Consider the following 24043-nt stretch of genomic DNA (forward strand, 5'->3'; position numbering starts at 1 on the left):
TCTCAATCAAGGATAAACGGCTCCGCCGTCCTTCGCTTGAACGAAGGAGGCGCGTTTACCCATGAAGTATAGGAACAGGTATAAGGTGAAAACTTATACTTTCCTATACTTCAAAAAAGGTTTATTACAACAAACCATCTATGGATAGTTTGTCACAACAAACCTCTTCCGTCAAGCACATTTTTTCAAAAAGAAAACCGCCCACTTTAAAGTCGGCGGTGTCATGGCGTAAAGTACATTATTAATAATTTACGTTTGCGTCAGGAGCTTTGTCCGCTACGAGATTCAATATGATATTATGTTCCAGCAGCGCCTTCAGTCCGCAGAGCACAATCATGTATCCGCCCATATCATCAACAGCTCGATTTACGATTTCGTTTCCATTTCCTGTATATCCTGAGCTAGTAATCGCAACTAAGGTTTCGTTTTCAGTTCTAGAGGTAAATATCCACTCGGTCTCTGTGCTATCCGACCATTGGATTCGAATTCGCTTATTATTCTCGATTTCTTTTACAAATATATCATCGGAAACACCGTACATTTCCCAGTCCCATCTTACTCGGCTTCCCGCTTCTAATCTTCCGCTGCTTTTTGTAAACCAAAATTTTGTAGTCATAGACGGGTCGGTAAAAGCCTCAAAAACCTGTTCAACAGACTTTCTAATCATCATTTGTGCAGTAACAACTGGTATATGATTCAAGGTTGCCATTACGGTTGCCCCTTTCGTTATTCTAAAGATTGTTCTACTATAGCATTTCCTTCCGTTTGCTGTCTAAACCAGCAAGCAAACGTAAGGCTCGGAACGATTAACCACTTGTCATTTCATCAGCCATTGCAACCAGCTTATTCATTGTTTTCCAATTGCGCGTCGTTGCTGTTGTTCCCAGCTTATCCATTTGTATCGAAAGCTTGGAATTGCGAACGCTTTGGTCAAACAACAAATACACATCCCTGCCCCGAATAACGAATTGCTCGCCTGGAGCCTCCACATGCTTTAGCTTGTCCACTTTTTCTTGCACAGGCATGCCAAGCAGCATCGTCACATACAAGCTTTGAAACTCTGAAGCACCATCGGCTTGGACAATTTGTTCATCCATAAACGGGCAATCTGCAACAATTTTTTTTAATTCATCTGCATTTCTAATGACAACCTTTATCGACAGCTTGAACGCCTCTGCGATCATCGCTTCAAGACGATCTCTCAGCTCATTCTCGCTTTCATTAGAGGTAAGAACGATATTGCCGCTTTGGATATACGTTTGGGCATTGGCATACCCCAGCTTCACCAGCTCTTGCTTTAAATCGGCCATCTTGATTTTATTGTTTCCTCCAACATTAATGCCCCGCAAAAGAGCTATGTAAGTCGTCATTTAGCGATCACTCCCAAAATGGAATTATTTTCATCATACCTAAAGATGAGTGAGCTCGCAATAAGTCAAGGATTCTAACCATCTGCCACATAATAAAAGCTATCCGGCCAGTTTGCGGGAAACTGATCAGATAGCTCAATAGCCAGAAGTTTGAGTTTGATTGTTGCATACAGCTTATTTACTTGTGCATTGCTACTCGTCCTTGAATTTAAAGCTGCGAGCGATATAAATAATAGGCGTTGAAGCAACTGAAATAACAAATTTAATTAAAAAGGTCGTTATAAATATTTGCCACCATATATCGAAGCTGTAATCCCATGCAAACGCTATTGTGCAAAAGACGAGGGAATCTACCAATTGGCTTACGCTCGTGCTTCCATTGTTGCGAATCCATAGCTGGTGCGGCTTTGGAAACATCCGTTTGAGCATGGAGAACAGTCGAACATCGAGAAACTGGCTTGTAAAATAAGCAGCTAAGCTTGCTATCATCAGCTTTGGCAGCATGCCGAAAATCACTTCCAAATGCTCTTGGGCAAAATCTTCCGCCTGCGGCTGAAACACAAGCGCCATCTGCATCACAATCGTTGTCATAATTAAGGTGAAAAAGCCGAACCAAACCGCCTTGCGCGCCTCTTTTTCCCCATACTTCTCATTCAGCAAATCCGTCGTTAAATAAATCGTACCGTACATCGTGTTACCGAGCGTCATTACTAAGGTGAACATTTCAATCGTCTTTGTCACTTGAATATTCGCCAGCACAGTGGCAATTCCTACCCAAGCATACAAGCCATTGCGCCCAAACATGCGATAGCAAATAAGAAACAGCGCAAAATTGACGAGGACAAAAAATACACCCCATCCAAAATTAAACATCTATACCTTTCCTCCTAGTTTTGGTTACGCGGGAGTTTTCGAACCGCGCTTGGCGATGCCAAGTCATATTAAGACTTCATGTATAACGGGCCGGTTTATCCGAGTCGATCTGGCAGTTCGATGCCCAAGTAATAGAATAACTTTGCACAGGCCCAAAAAGCAAGCCTTGTTTCCAATAAAGTGCCTCCAAGTAATCCCAAACTGGCTAAGCTTAATATTGTTTATTATCAATCCTTTTCACCAAGCTGTTATAATTATGAAAAAAAGAGAGGACTTCTACTATAAGCCCTCCCCGGTTTCTAGCTACTTTAGTTTATTGCTTAACGTTTCAAGATGATTGGCTTCTGAAAGCCGCAAGTAATCATCAATCCGTATAAAATCAAATTCCTTCGCTAAATCCTGAACAGTGAACTCATTGCTTTCACTGGATATCAGCACTGCGCCTAAATTGCCTGGATCAACAACCTTTACCTTACGGCCGTACTTTTCTCGCATCTGATGCAATTTATCATAATGGTTATCAAGATGTATAACGGCACAATCCAAATTGACAGCTTGCGTTACGTAATCATAATAATTAGTCGATGCAGCAAGCTGTTCGCCAAGCGGTGATAAAATGGTACTGAGAGGCTCGAATGCAATGGCCCCTACAAAGTGCGCGCGGCAAGAATAAGCCCAGTATGCCTGCATCAAGCCGCCATGGTACATAGAACTGAATACGATCAAATCTGGACGCAGCATCTCATATTTGCGGCGCAGCGCATCATAGTTAAGATCGAAGCAAATGGCAAAGCCGACTGTGCCAAAATCACATTGCAGCACTACAGCATCTGTTCCCGCGACTATCCCATCAGATTCGGTTTCACTTGGGACGACTGGGTAATTTTTGTCATAATAGCCCACTGTCCTGCCATTTCTATCAATTAATGCTGCAGAATTGCGATAAGTGCCGTCATCAAGCTCTCTGCAATGAGGATACACGATATAACACTCATTACTTCTGGCAAGCTCAGATAGAGCATTCAGCACGCGATTGCCTCTCGCTTTATAAAATGCCTTTTTTTGCTCGCTTGTAAATCGGTCTGGCTTATCGCATAATTCAGGCAAAACAATAAGATCCGGCTGGTCTGGCAGCACCTGCTGTATTTTCGAGGATAGGTGCTCGATCACGATAGGAACAGCCTCTTCCATCGACAGCTCTGGTGCAACTATCGCACTGTAAGGGCCTATCGTACTAATCGTTACATATCTGGACATGTGTTCCCTCCTGCCATGCATATATTATTTACTCAGCATGTTGTTGCGAATCAGGCAATCGATGATAAGTGCTCACGCTTCACTTCCCCGTGCAGCAGTTTGTTTTCCATAAAGCTGGCCAGTTCGTGCATCAAATATTTTCCAATACGATAGAGGCCATTATTTACAGCTCCTGCTATATGCGAAGTCAAGATGACATTTGGCAAGCAGCGGAAAGGATGGTCCAACGCCGGCGGCTCAGGTTCAGTCACATCCAAGCACGCAAAAAATCTGCCTTTCTCAAGCTCCTTAACGAAAGCTTCCTCATCAATGACTGCACCTCTGGATGTATTAATAATAATACAATTATCCTTCATCAGTGAAAAGGCTTGTTCATTTAACTCTCTGAGCTTATTCAAAGCATCCTCCTTACTTTTGGATACGGTCATTGAACGGCTCGAACAAAAGCTGACAAATCAGGAATAAGCTTTAGAATACGCACAAAAAGAAGATCGCCTCCCGCCTTAATAAACAGGCAGTGGAGGCGATCTTCTTTTTCTTGTATCAGAGCTTACATATACATGCCGTTAAACTGCGGCAATTTCATTGCTTTCGCCACGTTCGTTGCGATGTCTGATAATAAAGTACGTCAGCGTCAGCGCTGCGAACACAACCGCATAAATGCCAAGCATTCCTGCATCGCCCCACATGCGAGATATATCGCCACTGGAGATAACATCCTTGAGACCGGCTACGGAATACGTCATCGGCAGCCAAGGCGTTACATACTGCAGCCAGCCAGGGATCAGCTCAAGCGGGAATGTGCCGGCAGAGCTGGTAAGCTGGAGAATCAGCAGCACGATCGCTACGAAACGTCCAGGGTTGCCCATCGATGCGACAAAGAACTGGATCAGCATCATGAATGTGATGCTTGTTACAATTGAGAACAGGATGAACATGCCCATGTTCTGTACTTCCAGGTTCAAGAGGAAGATCAGCGCGGCATCCGCAATCAGCGCCTGAATCGCACCGACCAGCATCAGCGTCAGCGCCTTGCTCCAGAACCAGCTCCAGCCGTTGGCTGGCTTGATAGCCGGTTCGCGTACCGAATAAACAATCGTGATCAGCAAAGCTCCGACATACAAGCCCAGAGACAAGAAGTAAGGCGCAAAGCCTGTGCCGTAGTTTGGAACCTCTGTGACACGGTCTACATCTAGCTGGATCGGTTCAGCAAACATGCCGACCATATCGTCCGTCAGCGACAACTCCGAAGTTTGCGTGGTAGCGTCGCTCAATTTTGAGGACAGCTCATGCGTGCCGTCTTCCAGTTCAACCAAGCCGGATGTCATTTTAGTTGCGCCTTCTTCAAGCTGCTTCGCTCCAGAAGTCATGGAGCCGACGGATTCGGCAAGCTTGCTCAGGCCTGCGGACATTTCAGCAGTACCTCCTTGCAGCTTCCCAAGTCCGCCGCTCAATGTGGTTGCTCCAGCCTTGGCTTCGCCTAGTTTGGTTTGCAGGGTGCCCGCTCCGCTAGCCAATTGCTTCAAGCCGGCTTCCAGATTGTTTGCGCCCGCCAGCAGCTCTTGCTGGCCCGCCGCCGATTTCTCCAAACCGCCCGCCAGCCCTTTGCTTGCAGCAAGCAGTGCCTGGAAGTTCGGGTCGCTGGCCAATGCTTCGTTGTTAGCGGCCATTCCTTCAAGTCCTGCCGCCAGGTTTGCTGCACCTTGCTTCAATTCCTCCGTACCGTTTGCGGAAGCCGTCAAGCCGCCCGCCAATTTCGATGCGCCGTCCTGCGCGTTTGCAGCGCCGCCAACAAGCTGTCCGCTAGCATCCGTCAACTGCCCAAGGCCGCCTTCCAGCGCCGCAGCCCCATCCTTCAAATCGGAGGCTCCGCTTTGAAGCTGCTTGCCCGCTTCATTCAGCTTGGCTGCCCCATCCTGCAGCGATACTGTACCGCTAGTCAACTTACCGAGATTCGCCTTCAACAACTCTGCGCCGTCTTTCGCTTTTGTTGTGCCGTCTGCAATTTTGCCTGCGCCGTCGCTGGCTTGGACAATGCCGTCCGCCGCCGATTCCAGCTTCTCGAATACGGTCCGAGTGTAAACTTCCGTTACTTCCTTGTTCAGCATCGCTTTCATTTGCTCTACAGCCGTGTTGCCGATTTGGGCGGCCAGGAAGTTATAGCTTTCATTCGGAAGAAATAAAAGCTTTGCTGCCTCCGGCTTATCTGATGTCAGCGACGTTGTTTTTTCTGAAAAATCCTCCGGAATTTCAATCGCCATATAATATTTGTTGTCTTTCATACCTTGAACCGCTTCTTCCTTGCTTACAAAGGACCATTGAAACTTCGGATTTTCCTTTAATTTTTCCTCGAAGTCGTCTCCGATATGCATGACTTTGCCTTGAAACTCAGTGCCCTGATCCGAATTTATAACCGCAACAGGCAGCTCTTCCATTTTTGCATATGGATCCCAGAACGCTCCCAAAAACATCGCGGTATACATAACCGGCACGGTCAAAACAGCGATAACCGGAATTAGCACCTTTTTATTGCGTGCAATTGCCGACAATTCTTTGCCAAATTGCCGCAAGCCTTTCATTTTCATAGTTATCCACTCCTTAATATTGTTTGTTTCTTCATCAGCTTGCTTATTCAGTCCGCTCCTCAAAAACGACAATAAAACCGATTGACCAGAACGGACAACTGGTCATTTTAAGCCGTAAAAAAAGGCATCCCGCTTACGCTGGCGCCAATCCTTGTTCCAGATAAAACCTCAGTTTTTCCGCAACCTGGTCTTTTTCCAAAGGCTTATGAATCTTTTGCCACTCGACGGTGAGCGCCATGTACAGCTTTAACATAACAAAAGCCGTCAATTCCGGTTCGCATGGCTTGATTTCGCCTTTATCCACCGAGATTTTCACCAGATTCGCAATATAGCCAACTACGGCCCGCTCCAACTGCTGCAAACCTTCAACCGCCATCGGAGTTCCGATTTCCCGCACTTCCTGGGATAGCTTGAGCGCCAGCTCATGCTCCTCGCGGAAATCAAGCAGCAGTTCCAAGGCCGCGTTCAGATTATCGAAAAACGTTCTGTCCGGATCGATTACTTTCTCCACCAGCCGCTTCACATCGCCGATCATCCGATTCATAATTTCCTGGAACAGCTCTTCCTTGTTCGTAAAAAACGTATATATCGTGCCCTTGCCGACATTCGCGATCTTGGCTACTCCATCCATGGTCGTCGCCTTGTAACCGAACAACGAAAAAGACTTTGCCGCCGCCTCAACGATAAGCTGCCGCCGATCAATGGCCATTTCTAACGCCTCCTTCTTGTGAAAAGTTCGACTTTTTGACCGATTGACCAATATAAGAAAACGGTCAATTCGTTAATGGAAAAATAATATCATGCTGAAATGAAAAGTTCAACCCTATTTTGCTAAATTTTTTTTTGACAATGAAAAATATCATTGCTGCCTATCTGACTAACTCTAAAAAGTCTCTACTTTACACTCTTGCTGCAAAACTCAGGTTGTCGAAAAACTTGTTTGGAAACTTTAACGAATGCTGGTAGCGCGCGCTATTATGCCGAAAAAGCTTGTTTAATATTTGTAACGAATCGTAGTAGGCTTATTAGCTGTAAAACACTGCCAAATAAGCATTTTGTTCACTAATAGCGTCTCTACGATGCGTTAGATTTTCGAAAAGGCCTTTTTCTGCGAAATAGCGCCTTCAGAGAGACTGTCGATTCATTGTGGATAGTTGCAACAAGCAATAGAAAGGGGTATCACTGCAATCAAGATTGGGATTCCGACCGCTGTTGTAGTCTAATTTTTATGAATAAATAAACCCCTGTAAAGGAAAAAATTAGCCTACAAAGGCGGACGCTGCCGCTTCTCCATTCCCATTCTTGCTCTCCGTTTCCCCTTTCTCATTGCTTATCAATAGTTGCCCACAAGTAATCGACAGTCTCTCAGAATTCGATACAAAATCGACATGGTCACACGTTCCGTTATTTGCTTTAAAACCGCCATTTACTTCATTTCTCGGTCACACGTTCCGCTATTCGGCACCAAAAGGGACTTTTTCCTCGATTTGTTGGTCAATAGCGGAACGTGTGTCACTTTGCCACCTCAAAACTGCCATTTCGGACGAAATAACGGAACGGCTGACCAGCTAGAAGCGGTTGGGCCAAGGATTGGGCAACAAGCACCCCATTAGAGAACCTTCGGAACAAACGAAACGGTTGCCAAAGGCAACCGCTGCTCATGTTTATCCAACTATAATGTTTATCCAACTACATTTTAATATCAGCCTCAGCATGCTTGATCCGGTATTCTGATGGCGTCATGCCCGTATATTTCTGGAACACTTTCGTAAAATATCTGCGCTCGATATATCCCACCTGTGTGCCGATTTGCGTAATCGTTTTGTCGCTGTTCATTAACAGCGATTTGGCGATTTCCATACGCTGCCTAGTCAAATATTCAACAAAGGTTTCTCCGAAATGCTGCTTGAACAAAAAGCAAAAATAGCTGCAGCTGATGCCCAAGTGCTGAGCGATATCGTCAATGCCGAAATCTTTGTCCAGCTGCTGCTGGATATAGTTTTCAGCGGAAAACATCAGTACCTCCGAGCTTTTTTTCGTCGACAGCGAGCTGCGCGCCTGTGAAATAAGCGAGAGGACAAGCGCCTGCAGCTCCTTTACATTCATGCTCTCCTGCAGCTGGTTCCATATTTGCTCTTCCTGCTCCTGCCCCAGCATTTGCTGCTCCCGCATTTCACGAAGCAAATAGATAAGCAAATAATGAAGCAGCTTCTCTGTTCTTGCAACACTCAACAGGCATAGCTGCGGCAACCGCTCCTTCATACTGTTGATCACTTGGCCGAGCAGCTCAGCGCTGCCGTTGCGCAAGCCCTTGCTAAGCTCCTCAATCCATTGCCACTTTACATCGACATCAGCATGAACCGTTCGCGCCAGATCAATAGCAGCCTGATCGGCAATGACGATTGCTTCGTCTGAATTATGATAAGTCAGCTGCTGCTGCATTTGTTTGTATACAACCGCCAGTTCCGCCACCGAGCAAGGAATTTGCTTGACGCACATCCGAAAATGCACATGCTCATTCGCACGTTCTTCATCCTGCAGCTGGAACAGCATACGATTCAGCTGTTTGGACTCCATGACGCTTTCATTCGTCGTATTTGGAATGATAATGCACCATTCTCCTTCGCGAATTTGCAGCACAGCTGCCTCTTTTGCCTGCCGTTCTTCAAGCATCGTTTTAAGCTTTTTTCTAATTTTTTTATTCCAATCCTTGCGATCAGCAACAGTCCACTGGACCGAGGCATAGGCGTATTCATTAACATCTACCAAATACATAAAATAGCTGAGCTCATCCACCCATTCTTCATCCTCGCTCCAAAGCGGATGCTCTTCCTTGTAGCTTTGACCCAGCAATGATTGCAATAAGTAATTTTTATTGGCCAAGTAAGCAATGCGGTCAAATTTCTGCTCCTTCGATTGCAGCAGCTGCTTCTCACGAATATTTTTCGCAACTTCCTTAACGGATTGCTCAAGCTCCTCGTAATTAATCGGCTTGCAGATATACTCCTGCACACCATAATGAATAGCAGCCTGCGCATATTCAAACTGCTGATAGCCGGTAAGCAGCAATACCTCGCTTTCCATGCCAAGCTGACGAATTTCTTTCAGCAAAGCCATGCCATCCATGACCGGCATGCGAATATCGGTCAATATCAAGTCAGGCCGATGCTTCTTAGCTGCAGCCAGCGCTTCAACGCCATTGCGGGCCAGGCTAACAATTTCAATATCCATATCATTCCAAGGCAGCACCTTAGATAAATTGTTCAAAATATGAATTTCATCATCAACAAGCATCGCCTTTATTTTCATGCCGTCACCTCAATCCTTGTACGGAATCATACATTGGACAATCGTCCCTTTACCTGGCTCTGAGCAAATAAACAACGCGCCATTGCTGCCATATTGATAGCGCAAACGATGAACGACACTGCGCAGCCCCAAGCCGCGCTGCTCCTGATTGTCATTTTGCTGCTCAATGATATGCTTGGAATAGTCTGCCTCGGTCTGCTGAATACGCAGCAGCTGCTCAGTCGTAAGACCAATCCCATTATCCTCTACCGTAAGCACCATATGATCATTGCTCATGCGGCCCGACACTTTAATCTTTCCTATATAGCTTATCCCTTCAAAGCCATGCTGTATGCTATTTTCAACAAGCGGCTGCAGCGTAAGTTTCAATAAAATACCATTCATCATTTCTTCAGGAATATCGATTTCATATTCAAATAAATCCTCAAATCGGAATTTCTGAATTTCCAAATAGCTGCGCAAATGCTCTACTTCCAGCTTCAATCTAATTTCTTCACTGCCTTGAATGCTGATTCGCAAAATTCTTGCAAGCAGCAGCACCATTTTGCTCACTTTTTTACCTTCATTTTGCACGGCCAAAACGTTAATGGATTCCAATGTATTGAATAAAAAATGCGGCTTAATTTGCGCTTGCAGCACTCTTAGCTCTGCACTTGATTTATTGCGCTGCTCGTGTTTGACTTCCTCGAAAAGTTCATTGATTTTGTTCATCTGATTATTAAAGCCCTGCTGCAGCAATAGGAGCTCATCATCACCTTTTTCCTCCACACGAACAGAGAAGTCACCATCCTCAACCTTGCGCATAAACCTTACAATAATGCCGATCGTTCCCGTAATCCGATTCATAAAGAGCAAGCTAAACATCATTGCAGTTATTAAACATAAGCCAATAATAAGCACAAACCATTTGCCAAAGGTTAACAGCTCTTTAGACAGATAGCTCCATGATGTAACAGAAACAAGACTCCAGGAATAATCCTCAATCCGGTGAATCGAAATAATACTTTCTTCCCCGTTGAATTTTCCTTTAAAGCTAGTGGACGCATCAGCCGGCCTCAAATTGTTGGACATAAACTTTTGAAGCCTTTCACCATCCAGCTCCGATTTGTAATCGTATACAATAAGCCCGTCATCATTTACAAGCAAAAACCGCGTATCTCTCGAGCTGCTTCCAAGCTCCAAGCTGTGGAAGATGCTTTCAAACTCCCAGTCTTTAATTTGAACGACAAGAACACCGACCTTATCAAGCTTGGTTAGCTCTTTAATTAATCGGATTTGAGTAAATACCCGGTTCTTGCCGGTCAATTCAGGGTATTCATACGGAGCTATCCACTTGGGCAATCCATTTCTGGCCATAACCTCGCCATATAACTCATGCTCCTTGAACCGCTCATATGGCATCGCTATAAAATCCTCTTTATTAAATATAGATATAATCCGAGACCGCTCAACATCCTGCAAATTATACAAGAAAGCATATTCGATTGCAGGATGATTGTACAACAACGAACGGAAATGCTTCTGTGTCGCATTCAAAACAAGCTGCGTAGAGCCGGATAAATTTTGCGAATTAGGGTCCTTGGCTTTAAGCGCTTCCTGAAAAACGCCCGTAGCAATCCCGTTATCCGTAACATTATCAATTTCCTTGAACACATTTTTTATGCTATAGCTGATCGCCTTCAGAGAGTATTGCGCCTCCTGGCTATGCTTTTCTTCGATCGATTTGAAGGTTACGGAAAAAGTAATCACTCCAAGAATGATTAACGGCATAATAACAAGCCCTATAAAAGCCAGAAACAGCTTATTTCGCAAATTCATAGTAATGGCAGCTCCTAATAAGCAACTTTCTGCCTAGCCCTTCACACTGCCTGCTGTTACGCCTTCAATAATTTTTTCTTGCAAAATTCCGTATATGATCATAACAGGCAGTATGCTGAATACGATTCCGGCAGACATTTGCGCATAGTTAGTATTATAAGCATCTCTAAAGCCGACCATGCCTACAGGCAATGTTCTAAGCTCTTCGCTGGACAAGAAATAATTCGCAAGCAGGAACTCATTCCAGTTGCCTAAGAAATTGACGATAAAGACCGTTACAATCGCTGGGACAGTAAGAGGGAGTATCATTTTGAAAAATAGCCCCGTCGGTCCTAAGCCGTCCATTACTGCAGCTTCTTCAATCTCTCCAGGCAAAGAACGCATAAAAGCAGCCAATATAATAACCGAAAACGGGATGGCATTGGCAACATACGGAAGAATAAGCGACATATGCGTATCAAGAATGTCCAGTCTTCTCATTATGCCATAAATCGGAAGCAACAAGGAATTATTTGGGATGAGCATGCCAATTAAAATTAATTGGAATACAATCAAGCTGATTTTGTTAAACCGCAATCGAGTAACGGAAAAAGCTAACATGGCAGCAAATAATATAGATAGACAGGCAGCAAGCACGCCAATATATAAGCTGTTCAAAAAATAAGTGCTGATTTTCGCATTTACCCATGCATTCACATAGTTGTCCAGCTGAAAGGAGCTAGGCAAGCCAAACGGATTTGCTGCAATCGCTTGATTATCCGTTTTTACTGAAGAAAATAGCACGAACAGAAATGGATACAAAATGATTAGCAAATAGCCCATTAGAAAAACATGCGGTATCGACTTTTTTAGCGATCTCATCAGTATTCAATCCTTTCGTTGCTTCTTGCAAACAATAGCTGATAGACAAGTGTAATGATCATAGTGAATACAAATATTAATACGGCAATCGTATTGCCGAAGCCATGCTTGAAGCTGGTAATTGCGTAACGGATCATATAGGTCGCCATAACATCAGTTGAACCGGCTGGACCGCCTTTCGTCATAACAAGCACGATATCCGCCGCTTTCATCGCACCTGCAATGGAAAGCATTATAACTACAGAAACGATTGGCTTAATAAGCGGCAGCGTAATACGCATCGCTCTTTGTACGCCTGTTGCCCCATCAATGGCAGCTGCTTCGTCAAGCTCCTTAGGGATGGAGATGATCGCCGCCAGCACCATAATAATGTAGAATCCTGTCCACTGCCAAGCATTCGTGATCAGAATGGAGATCATCGCCCATTTTTTCTCGGACAACCAATAGATCGCATCGATGCCGAACAAGCCCAGCACTTTGTTGAGCAAGCCATAGTCAGGGTTATAAATAAATTGCCACAGAATCCCAATAACAGCTGTGGACATAATTGACGGCATAAAAACCGCTGTTTTGTAAAGCCCTTTAAGCTTTCTCACATTTGCAATCAGCAAAGAAAAAATTACAATTAACGGTACCTGAATCAAACAAGAAAAAAGAATAAAATAAACATTATTTAAAACTGCTCGACCAAAAGCAGGGTCCTTCAATGCAAATTTGTAATTATCCATGCCAATATAATTCATATTCTGTGAAATGCCATTCCAGCTTGTAAAGCTGTTGTTAATTGCCGTAAATATCGGATAAATAAAAAAGGCAAGAAATAATATAAAAGCCGGCAGCACGAATATTAAATAAGTGAGCGGTTTTTTTAGCGCTTTATCCATAGTGACCTCCATTGTTATGCCTTGGTTGCAGGCTCTATCTGCTATGTTACCTGCTCTTTATATATAGAAAGGGCGCTCCTACACCTTATAGCGAAAGAGGCACCCTTTCTTGGAAGGCTGCAATCTATTCATAAATGATTGCAGCCTCATCATTGGATTACTGTTGAATTACTGTTCCATTGCGTTTGCTGCATCTTGCGCTGCTTGAACGCTTTCCAGCATTTTCGCCGGATCAAGGCCTTCGCCGATTACCTGTTGAATACCAATGCTCAGCGCTGTATTTACATCAGCTTGCACTAGCGCATCAAAAGCCGGATATGAAGTTCCGATTTCACTTACCGCTCTGAAAATATCCTGCATTAGCGGATCGTCAGATGTTGTTTTCATTTGCTCCAAATCCATTTTCATTGCTGGCAGCAAACCGTCTTCCTTCAAACCGCGCAGCTGCATTTCGTCTGTCCACATATTTTTGATGAACTCTTTAACAGCCGCATGCTTACGGGGGTCCTTCGCAACCGCACTGGAGAAGCCGTAACCGTTGTTAGCATCCTGCATCACTATAATTGGATCACCTGCATTTACAGGAGGCATATTGAAATACCCGATTTTCCCTACCAGGTCACCTGCTTGAGCAGGATCTCTAAATACGGAGTTAGCCCATGAACCGTCCATCATCATAATCGCTTCGCCAGTGATAACCTGGTTTCTCATGTCTGCATAGTCAAAACCAAGCTCACCTTTTTTGAAATAGCCTTTGTTTACCCAATCTTGATGCTTCGCAACAGCGCTGACCATTTTTTCGTCCGTCCACTTTGTAGCACCCGTTTTGAAGCCGTACGTAATATCTACACCTGCATAGTAGGACCATAGATTGTTAGTCGTCATCAAAGGTATCCAAGCATCTTTGGAGGATTGCGCAAATGGAATTTTACCATCCGCTTTAATAGCGGCTGCGATTTCCTCCAGCTCTGCAATCGTTACAGGAATCTTCAGGTTTTTCTGTTCAAAGTACTCTTTATTGTAAAAATATCCTTCGATTGAACCGCCAATTGGCAATCCGTATATGCCGCCTTCGTACGTGAATGGCGCCAAAATATTAAATTTTTCTTTAATGCCAAGTTCATTTAGAATATCGGTAAGATCAAGCATTAAGCCTTCTTTGGCATAAAGCGCTGCGTCCGGGCTGCCGAATACGTCAAAAATTTCTGGCGGCTTGCCCGCAGCCATCTCGCCTCTAAGCTTTTCTTTACGATTCACTTCGGAATCAACAGGGTCAAGCTTGATTTTTAGTCCAGGTACTGCTGCTTCTGTTTTCTTCACTACTTCTTCCAATAGTGCCAAACGGAATTTTTTTGATTCGCCGACTTGAGTATGTCTGATTGTAATTTCGAAAGGATCATTATTAGGTGTCGGTTCCTGTGATGGCTGAGAAGTGGTTTGAGCTGGCTTTTCAGATTCTTTCCCAGATGCCGGAGGATTGTTGGTTGTCTTGCCGCAGCCTGCTGCAAAAACGGATACGGCCGTGAGTACAGATAAAAATAATGTTAATCTTTTTTTCATCTTTGTTTCCCCTTTCAAAATTTTTATTAACGTTTACATCTTTATTATAAAAGCGCATTCATTTCCTGTAAGGAGCACAAATTTCTAGAAAGGGGATAATATTGTCTAGCTGTAAAAATAAAATATCCCTCTGACAAGCCTTATCCAGTCATAAGCCTGTATAGCATAGTATAATATGTTTTAGAAATATTATGGAGGAATCAGGAGGCGTTGCAAACAGATGAAAACAGAGCTGCGCTATACTGCGCCCAAAACACTGCTTAACAAAGGCACTGGCTTTTTGTCTGGCTACAGCCACTCCCTTAACCCCTATACGGGCTGCACGTTTGGCTGCTCATACTGTTATGTTCGGCAAATGCCGGTTTCACTTTTTCGCGATGCTGATTGGGGGCAATGGGTTGATATTAAAAGGGATGCAGCTGCCATTGTGTCAAAGCAATTAGAACGCGCAAAAAAGAAAGGGCCTGTTACCATATTTATGTCCTCCAGCACAGACCCTTATCAGCCAATTGAATATAAAGAGCGGATTACCCGATCAATATTGGAGGCAATGGTCGATCAACCGCCTGACTTCCTGCTGCTGCAGACGAGAAGTCCGCTAGTTGTTAGAGATATCGACCTGCTGTCACAGCTTGGCAAGAGCGTGCGCGTCAGCATGACGGTGGAGACGGATCGCGAGGATATAAGAAAGCATTTCACGCCTTCAGCCCCTCCTATTCCAGCCAGATTAAAGGCGCTTAAACAATTAAACGAAGCTAATATACCCGCTCAAGCTTCTATTGCCCCGATGCTTCCGAGCAGTGAGCAATTTGCGGCTCTATTGCGCCCGTTAGTTCGAAGAGTATGTATTGATGATTATTTTATGGGCGACGGCAGCGGCGGCAAACGAACGAAAAACTTAAAAATCCAAGCCCTTTATGAAGAGCTTGGATTGGAAGAGTGGTATCAGCCTGGCGCCTACAAAATGGTTTACGAGCGAATGAAAGCTATATTTGCTGAAAATGAACTGTTCATTAGTCAAAAAGGGTTTGAGCCTTAAGAAACAAGCAGCACCTCTTTGCCCATATAGAAACCGAGACCATTGCTCACAAGGATAAACGGCTCCGCCGTCCTTTGGACAGGCGCGTTTACCGATAAAATATAAGAACAGATATAAGGTAGCAATAACTTATACTATCTTTTATATTTTGAAAATAAACGCTGTCTCGGTTATTTTTCAACTATTCTTCTTCCCAGTCAAGCAGAAGGGGCTGACTCTTCTTTTTACGTCGGGGCGTGCCAAGTAAATGCCGGGCTATCGTGTAACCTATAAGGTAAGCTGCTGCAGAAGTATTGCCATCCACCGTAAAAGGAATAATAGAAGCATCAGCTACAATCAAATTTTTCACTCCGTGAACCTTTCCAAAGCGGTCAACAACACCCCCTTTACTTAAAGGGGCCATGCGGAGAAAGCTTTGTTGATGATGGTTGTGATCGAAATTTTCTTTAATAAAAGCTTCAAGCCGTTCCTCATTTTCAATAGTAGCTAAATCTGGCGATACAAGCTGGTACGAGGAATCGATTTTGGCAAGCTCGGCAGCAATATCCTTAATATATATTGTGAAAATATTTTTTACAGCTTCCATATCCTCCAGGTATTGCAGAAATCCTTCATCAGCTAATACAATATTAAGCGGGTCTTTACTCTGGATTACAATATTACCTGCACTTTTCGGCCTTAAGTAAATGACAGCTATGTTCAACTGATCATCAGAACCGATACCAATTAGCTGTACTGCGCGTCTATGCGGGTCTTTACCGGTGGGGTCGGGCAAAAAAGCCCCGCCTGTGTATAAAGCATTTGGATCATCAGCCGGTAACGCACGGTCTTTTTTATTAATAGAAAATGAAGCGGAATTTAATGTGTGATTTTTCAATCTTTTCCCGACGTTTGGATTATTAAATATAAGGGGAATACCGGCTTTTCTTATCGTAAAAGCAGGTCCGATTCCAGAGAGCATCAAAAGTTGAGCGCTGTTTATTCCTGCTGATACAATAACCTTCTTGCGCGCTAATGCTTTAACGCATTTCCCTTCCTCCAAAAATTGTACTCCTATAGCGGATCGATTATCAAAAAGAATTCGGACAACAGTCGTGTTATATAAGACGGTCAGCTTGCGCCCAAAAACACCATGTCCTTTAGGCGTCACGATATCCGAAGAGAGAAATGCTGTTGAGGCACTAACCCTTTGACCGTTTCTTTTTTGATATAATTGCCAACGTGTGAACGGCCCCAGTGGAGTGTCAGGATCATTATAGTCATCAATTTTTGGAAATCCAGTAGCCCGTTCCATAGCAGTGGTTAGCTTTTCAGCCATTGTGGTCGGATTTTTCGGAGCCTGCCTAATGTCTATTCTGCCATGATAACCGCGCGCGCTTTTATTCGTTGTCTCGCCATTATATCTTTCCAATCGTTTGAACCGCTTTGTTTCATTCTCAGGCGACCACAATATACCAAGCAATGTTTCCCAATTTCGCATTACTTCCTGTGTTGGACGTACATATTGTTCCCCATTAATGGAAGAGCCTCCGCCTGCTAGGCGGCCAGTCGTCCATTCAAATGAGCGATCATCAAGCCCAGTTTGCGGTATCCCTTTCCCTTGCCAAAAATATTGGGGAGAAAAGTTTTCCTCGAGTTCAGGAGCAAAGGTCGAATTACTAATCGGTATATCTTTATCATGATTATTACCCGCCTCCAAAACAAGTACAGACGTTCTTTTATTATCAGAAAGCTCCTTAGCAAGAACAGCCCCTGCTGGACCTGTACCGACAATAATGTAGTCAAAAGTCATGTTCGTTTTCATTTAATATCTCCTTTATGATTAACTAATTCAGGGTATTACCTTGCGCGGTCAGTTGTTCCAATTACTTTAGCGACCCAACAGATATTCTGAATTAGACTCATTAAAGGAGCATTTACTTGCGTTACATGCTATTATTTAGCTGCTTTGTTTACGCTTCATGCTTCTAATCAGCTGCTTCGTTTCCTTATCAATTTGCAGCGATTCTATAATTTTTTGCAGCGCCTTGTTGTAAGTGAAATCATCGAGCTTGCTGGACTGCAAATAATGCATTGTCGGCTCAGGAAGCTTTATATAGCAAATAGAAAGCGCCCATGCTGCTGCCATTTTCACATAGTACCCTTTGTGGTCCACCTCATCGATCAGCCGCAGTACACGTTCGATATAGTCAGCTTCAATATAATAGTTGAGCAGCATCACTATTCCAAAGCGTAAATCATATTCTTGATCCGATGCAAAATAGGGAAGCAAAAATCCCCATACATGTTCCTTATTTGCTTTCGTCATTTTTAATCCTGCACAAAAGCTGTCGCACACGGACCAGTTATTTATTTTCGGCACAAAATCAGCTGCTGCTTCCAGCACCTCTTCAATATCAGCTTTCAGATAACCGATAACCATACCCTGCAGCATCACTTCTTCAAAATATTCATTGTCCGCTTTAGCCAAGTACGAACGCCAATCCTGCTTGGCTAGCTGTTGGGCAAGCTTGCGCAGCTTCGGCAGGCGAACACCCAGCATGTTATCGATATTGGGAATTAAAGCTGACGCGAATTTCTTGTAATCCTGGTCTGCCATCTGTATAAGCTGTTCTTTAATTGAGTTGTTCACATCATCACCGCTTTTAATTTGTTTGAATAGAGTCGACTACATGATTTTATTATCAAGAAAGATGCTCTGTTTGTAAACGGACAGCGAAATAAGACAGCAAGATAAAGAATTAGCAGCTATTAGCATCAAAAAGTTCAATTTACGTACAACAGCTGCCCTCCACCCAAACTTGATCGCAGTAACATCTCTTTCGGTTTGCTTGTAGCCCAATCCATGGCCCAACAGCTTCTAGCCGGTCAGTCGTTCCGCTATTACTCCCAAAATCGCAGTTTTGAGGCAGCAAAGTGGCAGACGTTTCGCTATTGATCAATAAATCTCAGAAAAAGTCTCATTTAGAGCCTCATAGCGGAATGTATGTCCGCGAAATTAAAAAAATGGCGGTTTTAGAGCAAATAACGGAACGTGTGGCCATGTCGATTCATTTAGGCATCCTTCGGCAAAGACAGACACTCCGCTATTCATCAAGAAATTACAGAAGCTCCTTCGTCCCCTGCCAGCAGGAAACGAAGGAGCTTCATTTTGAAATCTAGAAGCATCTCTTCTTCTTTTACTTTATGACATTGCGGATGAACTGCTCCAAAGGCTCTACATTTGTAATATTGCTGTTGCAAGCGCTGCTGTCCATACACATGTAATTGCCGATCGCTTTGTAGTAATCCGGTGACGCATTGGCAGGACGCGACTTCGTAATCGCCGTGAATAGCGCTACTTCCTCGTGCCGGTTACACAAGAAGCAGACACCTTTCTTAGCAGGCGTAAATCTGCCTTCAATGCCAACCGTCTCACCCTGCATAGAATAAACGATAAACAGCTTATTTTGCGCAATATCCGTCCAGCCAAGATAGGTTATGCTGTCAAGATCAACAGCAGCTGTGTCAGGCGCCTTCAGCTTCTTCACCTTTGGAAAGAGCTTCACAAGCTGCTTGCCAGTAATTGCTGGAAACGCAAGCAGATAAGGCTTGAATGAAAGCAAATACTGCTCCAGATCCTCTACTGTATCCAGCTCAACGATTCGTACGAGCATTTGCTTTTGCTCTTCAGCAAGCTCTCCAAACGCATCCGTAATTTTAATCAGCGCGCTATGCTTGACAGCCTCAATGATTTTGAGATCAGATACTGTTTTATAGGTGTTCTGCAAATGCTTGACTTGTTTTTTAATTACATTATATTGATGGTTTCTAATAAATGGCGTTGTCATTATTACCCGCTCCTTATTTCATTTAATTAAACATAAGGTGCGAAGCCTCTTATTAGAAACGATATTCTTATTAATTGGGCGAATGTGCTACCTGCTTCATCGGCCCATGCAAAGAATCGCCCTAATCGTGGCTTCGCATGAGCAGGTTCGAGCCTCGGCAAAGTGATTTGCCATTTTTACCAACCCCCATTCATTATGTTTATTATAAAATAATTGATCGCAATATGACAAATGATTATATCTAATTGAAACAGCGGTTTGCAAAATCGTTTACATAATCTTTAAATAAACGGGCTCTTAAACGCTGTCGTTTCGTTTGCAATCTCATATAGCATCCTCCATAATGTTCCTTAAACCGCCTGGCGATCGTTACAAAAAACAAGAATAAGGAGCTTGGATATGGGAAACAATCATACATTCGGAATTGTGGACATTGGCTCCAATTCGATTCGGGTAGCTGTCTATGAAATGACCTCGGCCGGAGAATATCGGCTAATTCATGAAAATAAAGAATCTGCACGGCTTAGTCAAAAAATAAACGCTGATGGCAAGCTGTATCGTGAAGATCTAATAAGCATCATGCCCATCCTGCAGCAATTCCATCATATTTGCCTGCAATATAAATGCCGTGACATACGAGTTGCTGCCACAGCAGCAATACGGAATGCTTCAAATTCGCAAGAAATTGCGAATAGCATCCTTAAGCATACTGGACTGCAAGTACAAATATTATCAGGCGAGCAGGAAGCCTATTACGGATTTCTTGGAGTTGTCAGCAATATAGAGTACGAGGACGGATTTATTATTGATATTGGCGGAGGCAGCACAGAAGTTACTTTATTCCGAGGCAGAAGGCTGCTGCATAGCATTTCCTTGCCGATAGGAGCCGTGAATGGCCATGCCAGCTGCGGCAAATCGCCTGAAGCGTGGACAGAACACGATATTTCAAGCTTAACGAAGAAGTTGGAGCAATTATTGGCTCAGCACAGCTGGATTATGAGCTCGCCCGGCTTGCCCTTGATTGGTTTGGGCGGCACGATCCGCGCGCTAAGCAAATTAGATCAGCACAGGGCAAACTATCCATTAAAAACTGCCCACCATTACAAGCTCGATCCGAATGAGATTCAATATTTTGCGCAGCTGCTGCCTTCCCTGCCTTTGGCAAAACGCAAGCAATTGGATGGGCTGTCAAAATCACGCTCTGATATTATCGCACCAGGAGTCATTATTTTAAATACAATAATGGCATACATACAAGCTTCATCGGTTGTCGTCAGCGGCACTGGTTTACGAGAAGGAATGCTGATTGAGGCTGCCGGACTAGGCGTTCCGGCTGCAGTAGAAGTTATCCCAAGGCAAACGCGCTCTCTGCTTGCCTTTCATTCTACGGCAAGGCTTGATCATCTGCTTCATGTCTACAAGCTTGCGATTCGCTTACTGGATGCATTCGCTCAATATGCAGCGTATCCCCAGGAGTATAAGCAGCAGGCTGAGAAGCTGCTCTATGTATCAGCCATGCTGTATAAAATTGGCGGGAGTATTCACTATCACCAATACGACAAGCATACTTTATATTGGTTGACGAATGCTCCCATTGCTGGTTTAACGCACCGCGAAGCTTTGCTATGCGCTAATATTGCAGCAGCTGCCTTAGGAAAAGCAAAAGCGTCCTCCTTGGCTCCTTACCGCAACCTGCTCGAGCCCGCAGATGCTGAGCTGATTGCCCAAATAGGGTCGCTGCTGCATATTGCCATTGCGCTTAACATTAGCGAGACGGGGGCTGTGGAAGATATTGTTGCAGAAATAAAAGCAGATGCCTTGCAGCTTGAGCTGTTTTGCAGCAAACAAGCCCTGCTGGAAACTAGAGGGCTTGAAGCTGCGGTAAAGCCATTCAAAAAAGCATGGAAACTTGGCTTAAAATGGAATCTGCACCTTTCAAGATAATACTAGCTGCCGATCCTTCGTTTTCTTTTTCCAGGAATGAATGTGCAGCGCTTCGAACTGGCTTCTGCAAGGCGGAAGATCGTTTGTGATCGGCTCGTACTTGCCATTTTGAATAAGCCGCTGCGCCTTTACATTATCCTTAAGCGACAGCATCAAAATTTGAATGAGCGTATCGCGTGTGTCTTGTTTGTAGATGGGACACATAAGCTCCAAGCGGCGTGTTAAATTTCTGGTCATCCAGTCCGCACTCGAGATCCAAACTTCCGGATTGCCGCCATTTTCAAAATAATAAATTCGCGAGTGCTCGAGAAAGCGATCGACGATGCTTCTGACCGTAATTCGCTCGCTAAGTCCTTTAATGCCCGGGCGCAGACAACATATGCCGCGTACAATGAGCTCAATATGCACGCCTGCCTGAGAGGCTGCGTATAGTTCATCGATCATTTCCTGATGCGATAAAGAATTCATCTTGGCGATGATTTTGGAAGGTCGTCCTGCTGCGGCATGCTCCGCCTCCCGGCGGATCAAAGAGAATAATTTATCCTTCATATCAGCCGGAGCAGGTGTAAAGGCACGCCACTTTTCCAGCGAAGAATAGCCGGTTATTAAATTAAACAAATCAGAGGCATCCTCGCCGATTGCGGCATCTGTTGTGAAAAAGCCGATATCCGTATAGAGCCTTGCCGTAATGTCGTTGTAATTCCCCGTCCCGACATGAACGTATCTTTTCAAGTCCGCCCCTTCTTGCCGTACAACAAGCAAAATTTTGGCATGAGTTTTAAGGCCGACGAGCCCATATACAACATGGCAGCCTGCTTTTTCCAGTGTTCTCGCCCATGCAATATTGCGCTCCTCATCAAATCTCGCCTTTAATTCTACTACGACGGTTACCTGTTTGCCTGATTCGGCTGCGTGCGCAAGGGCTTTAATAAGCGGAGAATTGCCGCTCACCCGATACAAAGTCATTTTAATAGCCATAACAGCATGGTCTTGAGAAGCTTGAATAATAAAATCCGTCACGGCTTCAAAGCTTTCGTAAGGGTGATAGACGAGCACATCACGCTGGCTTAAAACATGGAAGAAATTATCGTGCTTTTCGAATTCCATCGGATAGACCGGTTCTATATGAGGATAGCGCAGTTTTGCATTCCCTTTAATGGCCGAGGTAAGCTTCCCTAAAAAGCTAAGATCAATAGGACCATCAATTTCGAAAATGGTCTCTTTAATCTCAAATTCATCCTCTAAAATCTCTAGAGCAAAAGGGTGGAAGCCCTTTTGTATTTCGAGCCTGACCGGAGAGCCCCAGCGGCGCTTGCGCAGCTCCTTCTCAATCTCCTCCAGCAGATCCTCAGCTCCGTCTTCATCAATCATTAAATCTGCATTGCGTGTCAGCCGAAATTCGTCTACAGCAACCGGGGTATATCCGCTAAACAATGTATGGACATGATGCCTGATGACATCTTCAATAAGAATAAAGGATTGCTTCTTGCTATTAGAATGTTGAGGCAAAGCAATAAATCTGGATAAATTAGACGGTATTTGGACAATCGCAAACCGCAGCTCCTCCGAGATGCTTGCCTCACGCTGTAATACGACTGACAAATAGACAAACCCTGTATGAACGAGCGGAAACGGCCTGCTCTGATCAACTGCCATCGGCGTTAAAACAGGAAAAATAATATCGTGATAATAATCCTCCATCGCTTTGCGTTGTTTTAAAGAGAGCTCCTCGTATTTAAGAAACATAATATGCTCCTTGCCCAGCTGCCTGACAAGATCGCGGTACGTGCGATACTGCTCTGATACCATGCCTGATATGCGCGAATGGAGCCTTTTATAAATCCCAGAGGGTGTATAGCCGGTAAAATCCTTCTTGGCATAGCCTGCACGAATCTGGTCTTGAATGCCGGCAAGGCGAACACTAATAAACTCATCCAAATTACTGGATACGATTGATAAAAATTTCACGCGCTCAAGCAGCGGCGTGTTTGGGTCCTTAGCTTCCTGAAGCACCCGCTTGTTAAATTCGACCCAGCTTAAATCCCGATTTAAATATCGCGAACCAATTGTCTCCATATCATGTCATCCTTTAGCCATATTTACCCTTATAGTACCTCTTTCTGCTGCTTCATCATGTTGCTTCATGTAAAAATAACGTAAATTGTATGTAAAATAATTTTGAATACAAAACTTCATTCTGTATGTTTCTTGGTATCATTGTATTAGGGAGTGAGACGATGAAAAGTAGATGGTTCTTTGTAATTAGTGTTTGTTTAATTGTATCGTTTGTTCTAATTGCACTTTTCTCTAACTATAACTATCCTTCAAAAAAAGCAATAAAAAATGGAGATATTGTAGTTACTCATAGTGGTAAATATCATTTAAACAATTTTTTTGAATTTCTTGAAAAGAAGAGAAATGAGATTAGAATAGTCGTTTACACTGACGAGGGCGATCCAATTATCAAAGATCTCACACGTGGTCAAAATGATGAAATCTTTTATAAAATAGATAACTCCAGGGATAAATTTTCTGCTAGGGATATCAAAAAAGGGGTTTGCAGCAATATAAGACAAGAGCCTTTCTCTAATGAAAACATGAATGGAGTATTTTATAAATTAGATGGTTGTGAAGGCAGCCGTTCAAATCATATTCCTTTGATTTTTTTAGAAAATAGTGAAAAATAATAAACAGCTATTAACTCTTATTACCC

General features: G+C 43.8%; 19 protein-coding genes. 3 read left to right on the forward strand and 16 right to left on the reverse strand.

What is annotated here, in order from left to right:
• Nucleotides 1–241: 241 nt before the first annotated feature.
• The 12 genes from V1L65_RS07010 to V1L65_RS07065 form a co-directional block, all read right to left on the reverse strand.
• Nucleotides 242–709: an SRPBCC family protein gene (locus V1L65_RS07010; RefSeq protein ID WP_331698394.1), complete on the reverse strand. Its 468-nt coding sequence runs from the start codon at nt 707–709 to the stop codon at nt 242–244.
• Between the two features lie 97 nt (nt 710–806).
• A complete protein-coding gene (locus V1L65_RS07015) occupies nt 807–1370 on the reverse strand; it encodes a DUF1697 domain-containing protein (protein WP_331698395.1) in 564 nt (187 codons plus the stop codon).
• A gap of 192 nt (nt 1371–1562) precedes the next feature.
• Nucleotides 1563–2243, reverse strand: a complete 681-nt coding sequence (locus V1L65_RS07020; RefSeq protein WP_331698396.1) for a queuosine precursor transporter — start codon at nt 2241–2243, stop codon at nt 1563–1565.
• A gap of 303 nt (nt 2244–2546) precedes the next feature.
• Nucleotides 2547–3500 carry a carbon-nitrogen hydrolase family protein gene (locus V1L65_RS07025; protein WP_331698397.1) on the reverse strand — a complete coding sequence of 318 codons (954 nt, stop codon included), beginning with the start codon at nt 3498–3500 and terminating at the stop codon, nt 2547–2549.
• A gap of 50 nt (nt 3501–3550) precedes the next feature.
• Nucleotides 3551–3898, reverse strand: coding sequence for an NAD(P)-dependent oxidoreductase (locus tag V1L65_RS07030; protein ID WP_331698398.1), 348 nt, complete (start codon nt 3896–3898; stop codon nt 3551–3553).
• A 168-nt stretch (nt 3899–4066) separates the two neighbouring features.
• The gene (locus V1L65_RS07035) at nt 4067–6085 is read right to left on the reverse strand and encodes a YhgE/Pip domain-containing protein (RefSeq protein ID WP_331698399.1); all 2019 of its coding nucleotides are present in this window, start codon (nt 6083–6085) and stop codon (nt 4067–4069) included.
• A 133-nt stretch (nt 6086–6218) separates the two neighbouring features.
• Nucleotides 6219–6794 (reverse strand): TetR/AcrR family transcriptional regulator, encoded by a 576-nt coding sequence (locus V1L65_RS07040; protein WP_331698400.1) that lies wholly within the window; start codon nt 6792–6794, stop codon nt 6219–6221.
• A gap of 980 nt (nt 6795–7774) precedes the next feature.
• Nucleotides 7775–9394 (reverse strand): response regulator transcription factor, encoded by a 1620-nt coding sequence (locus V1L65_RS07045; protein ID WP_331698401.1) that lies wholly within the window; start codon nt 9392–9394, stop codon nt 7775–7777.
• Nucleotides 9395–9403: 9 nt separating this feature from the next.
• The gene (locus V1L65_RS07050) at nt 9404–11212 is read right to left on the reverse strand and encodes a cache domain-containing sensor histidine kinase (protein WP_331698402.1); all 1809 of its coding nucleotides are present in this window, start codon (nt 11210–11212) and stop codon (nt 9404–9406) included.
• 33 nt (nt 11213–11245) lie between these two features.
• Nucleotides 11246–12073 carry a carbohydrate ABC transporter permease gene (locus V1L65_RS07055; RefSeq protein ID WP_331698403.1) on the reverse strand — a complete coding sequence of 276 codons (828 nt, stop codon included), beginning with the start codon at nt 12071–12073 and terminating at the stop codon, nt 11246–11248.
• Nucleotides 12073–12957 carry a carbohydrate ABC transporter permease gene (locus V1L65_RS07060; protein WP_331698404.1) on the reverse strand — a complete coding sequence of 295 codons (885 nt, stop codon included), beginning with the start codon at nt 12955–12957 and terminating at the stop codon, nt 12073–12075. Before V1L65_RS07060 ends, V1L65_RS07055 begins: the two co-directional genes overlap by 1 nt.
• 168 nt (nt 12958–13125) lie before the next feature.
• On the reverse strand, nt 13126–14517 hold the full coding sequence (locus V1L65_RS07065; protein ID WP_331698405.1) for an ABC transporter substrate-binding protein: 1392 nt from the start codon (nt 14515–14517) through the stop codon (nt 13126–13128).
• 220 nt (nt 14518–14737) lie between these two features.
• On the opposite strand from V1L65_RS07065, the gene V1L65_RS07070 reads away from it, so the two are divergent.
• A complete protein-coding gene (locus V1L65_RS07070; protein WP_331698406.1) occupies nt 14738–15556 on the forward strand; it encodes an SPL family radical SAM protein in 819 nt (272 codons plus the stop codon).
• A gap of 181 nt (nt 15557–15737) precedes the next feature.
• Here V1L65_RS07070 and V1L65_RS07075 read toward each other — a convergent pair whose 3' ends face one another.
• The 3 genes from V1L65_RS07075 to V1L65_RS07085 form a co-directional block, all read right to left on the reverse strand.
• On the reverse strand, nt 15738–17360 hold the full coding sequence (locus V1L65_RS07075) for a GMC family oxidoreductase (RefSeq protein WP_331698407.1): 1623 nt from the start codon (nt 17358–17360) through the stop codon (nt 15738–15740).
• A 135-nt stretch (nt 17361–17495) separates the two neighbouring features.
• Nucleotides 17496–18188 carry a DNA alkylation repair protein gene (locus tag V1L65_RS07080; RefSeq protein WP_331698408.1) on the reverse strand — a complete coding sequence of 231 codons (693 nt, stop codon included), beginning with the start codon at nt 18186–18188 and terminating at the stop codon, nt 17496–17498.
• Between the two features lie 547 nt (nt 18189–18735).
• On the reverse strand, nt 18736–19386 hold the full coding sequence (locus V1L65_RS07085) for a FusB/FusC family EF-G-binding protein (protein ID WP_331698409.1): 651 nt from the start codon (nt 19384–19386) through the stop codon (nt 18736–18738).
• 399 nt (nt 19387–19785) lie between these two features.
• Between V1L65_RS07085 and V1L65_RS07090 the strand changes: the two genes are divergently transcribed.
• Entirely contained in the window at nt 19786–21330 is a 1545-nt protein-coding gene (locus tag V1L65_RS07090; protein ID WP_331698410.1) for a Ppx/GppA phosphatase family protein, read from the forward strand.
• Here the strand turns inward: V1L65_RS07090 and ppk1 are convergent.
• Nucleotides 21322–23406 (reverse strand): polyphosphate kinase 1, encoded by a 2085-nt coding sequence (gene ppk1, locus V1L65_RS07095; RefSeq protein WP_331698411.1) that lies wholly within the window; start codon nt 23404–23406, stop codon nt 21322–21324. The two genes, V1L65_RS07090 and ppk1, sit on opposite strands and share 9 nt — an antisense overlap.
• A 161-nt stretch (nt 23407–23567) precedes the next feature.
• Between ppk1 and V1L65_RS07100 the strand changes: the two genes are divergently transcribed.
• Nucleotides 23568–24017 (forward strand): DUF4362 domain-containing protein, encoded by a 450-nt coding sequence (locus V1L65_RS07100; protein WP_331698412.1) that lies wholly within the window; start codon nt 23568–23570, stop codon nt 24015–24017.
• The last annotated feature ends 26 nt before the right edge of the window (nt 24018–24043 follow it).

Origin of the sequence: Paenibacillus sp. IITD108, assembly GCF_036541265.1 — a bacterium.
GTDB lineage: Bacteria > Bacillota > Bacilli > Paenibacillales > Paenibacillaceae > Pristimantibacillus.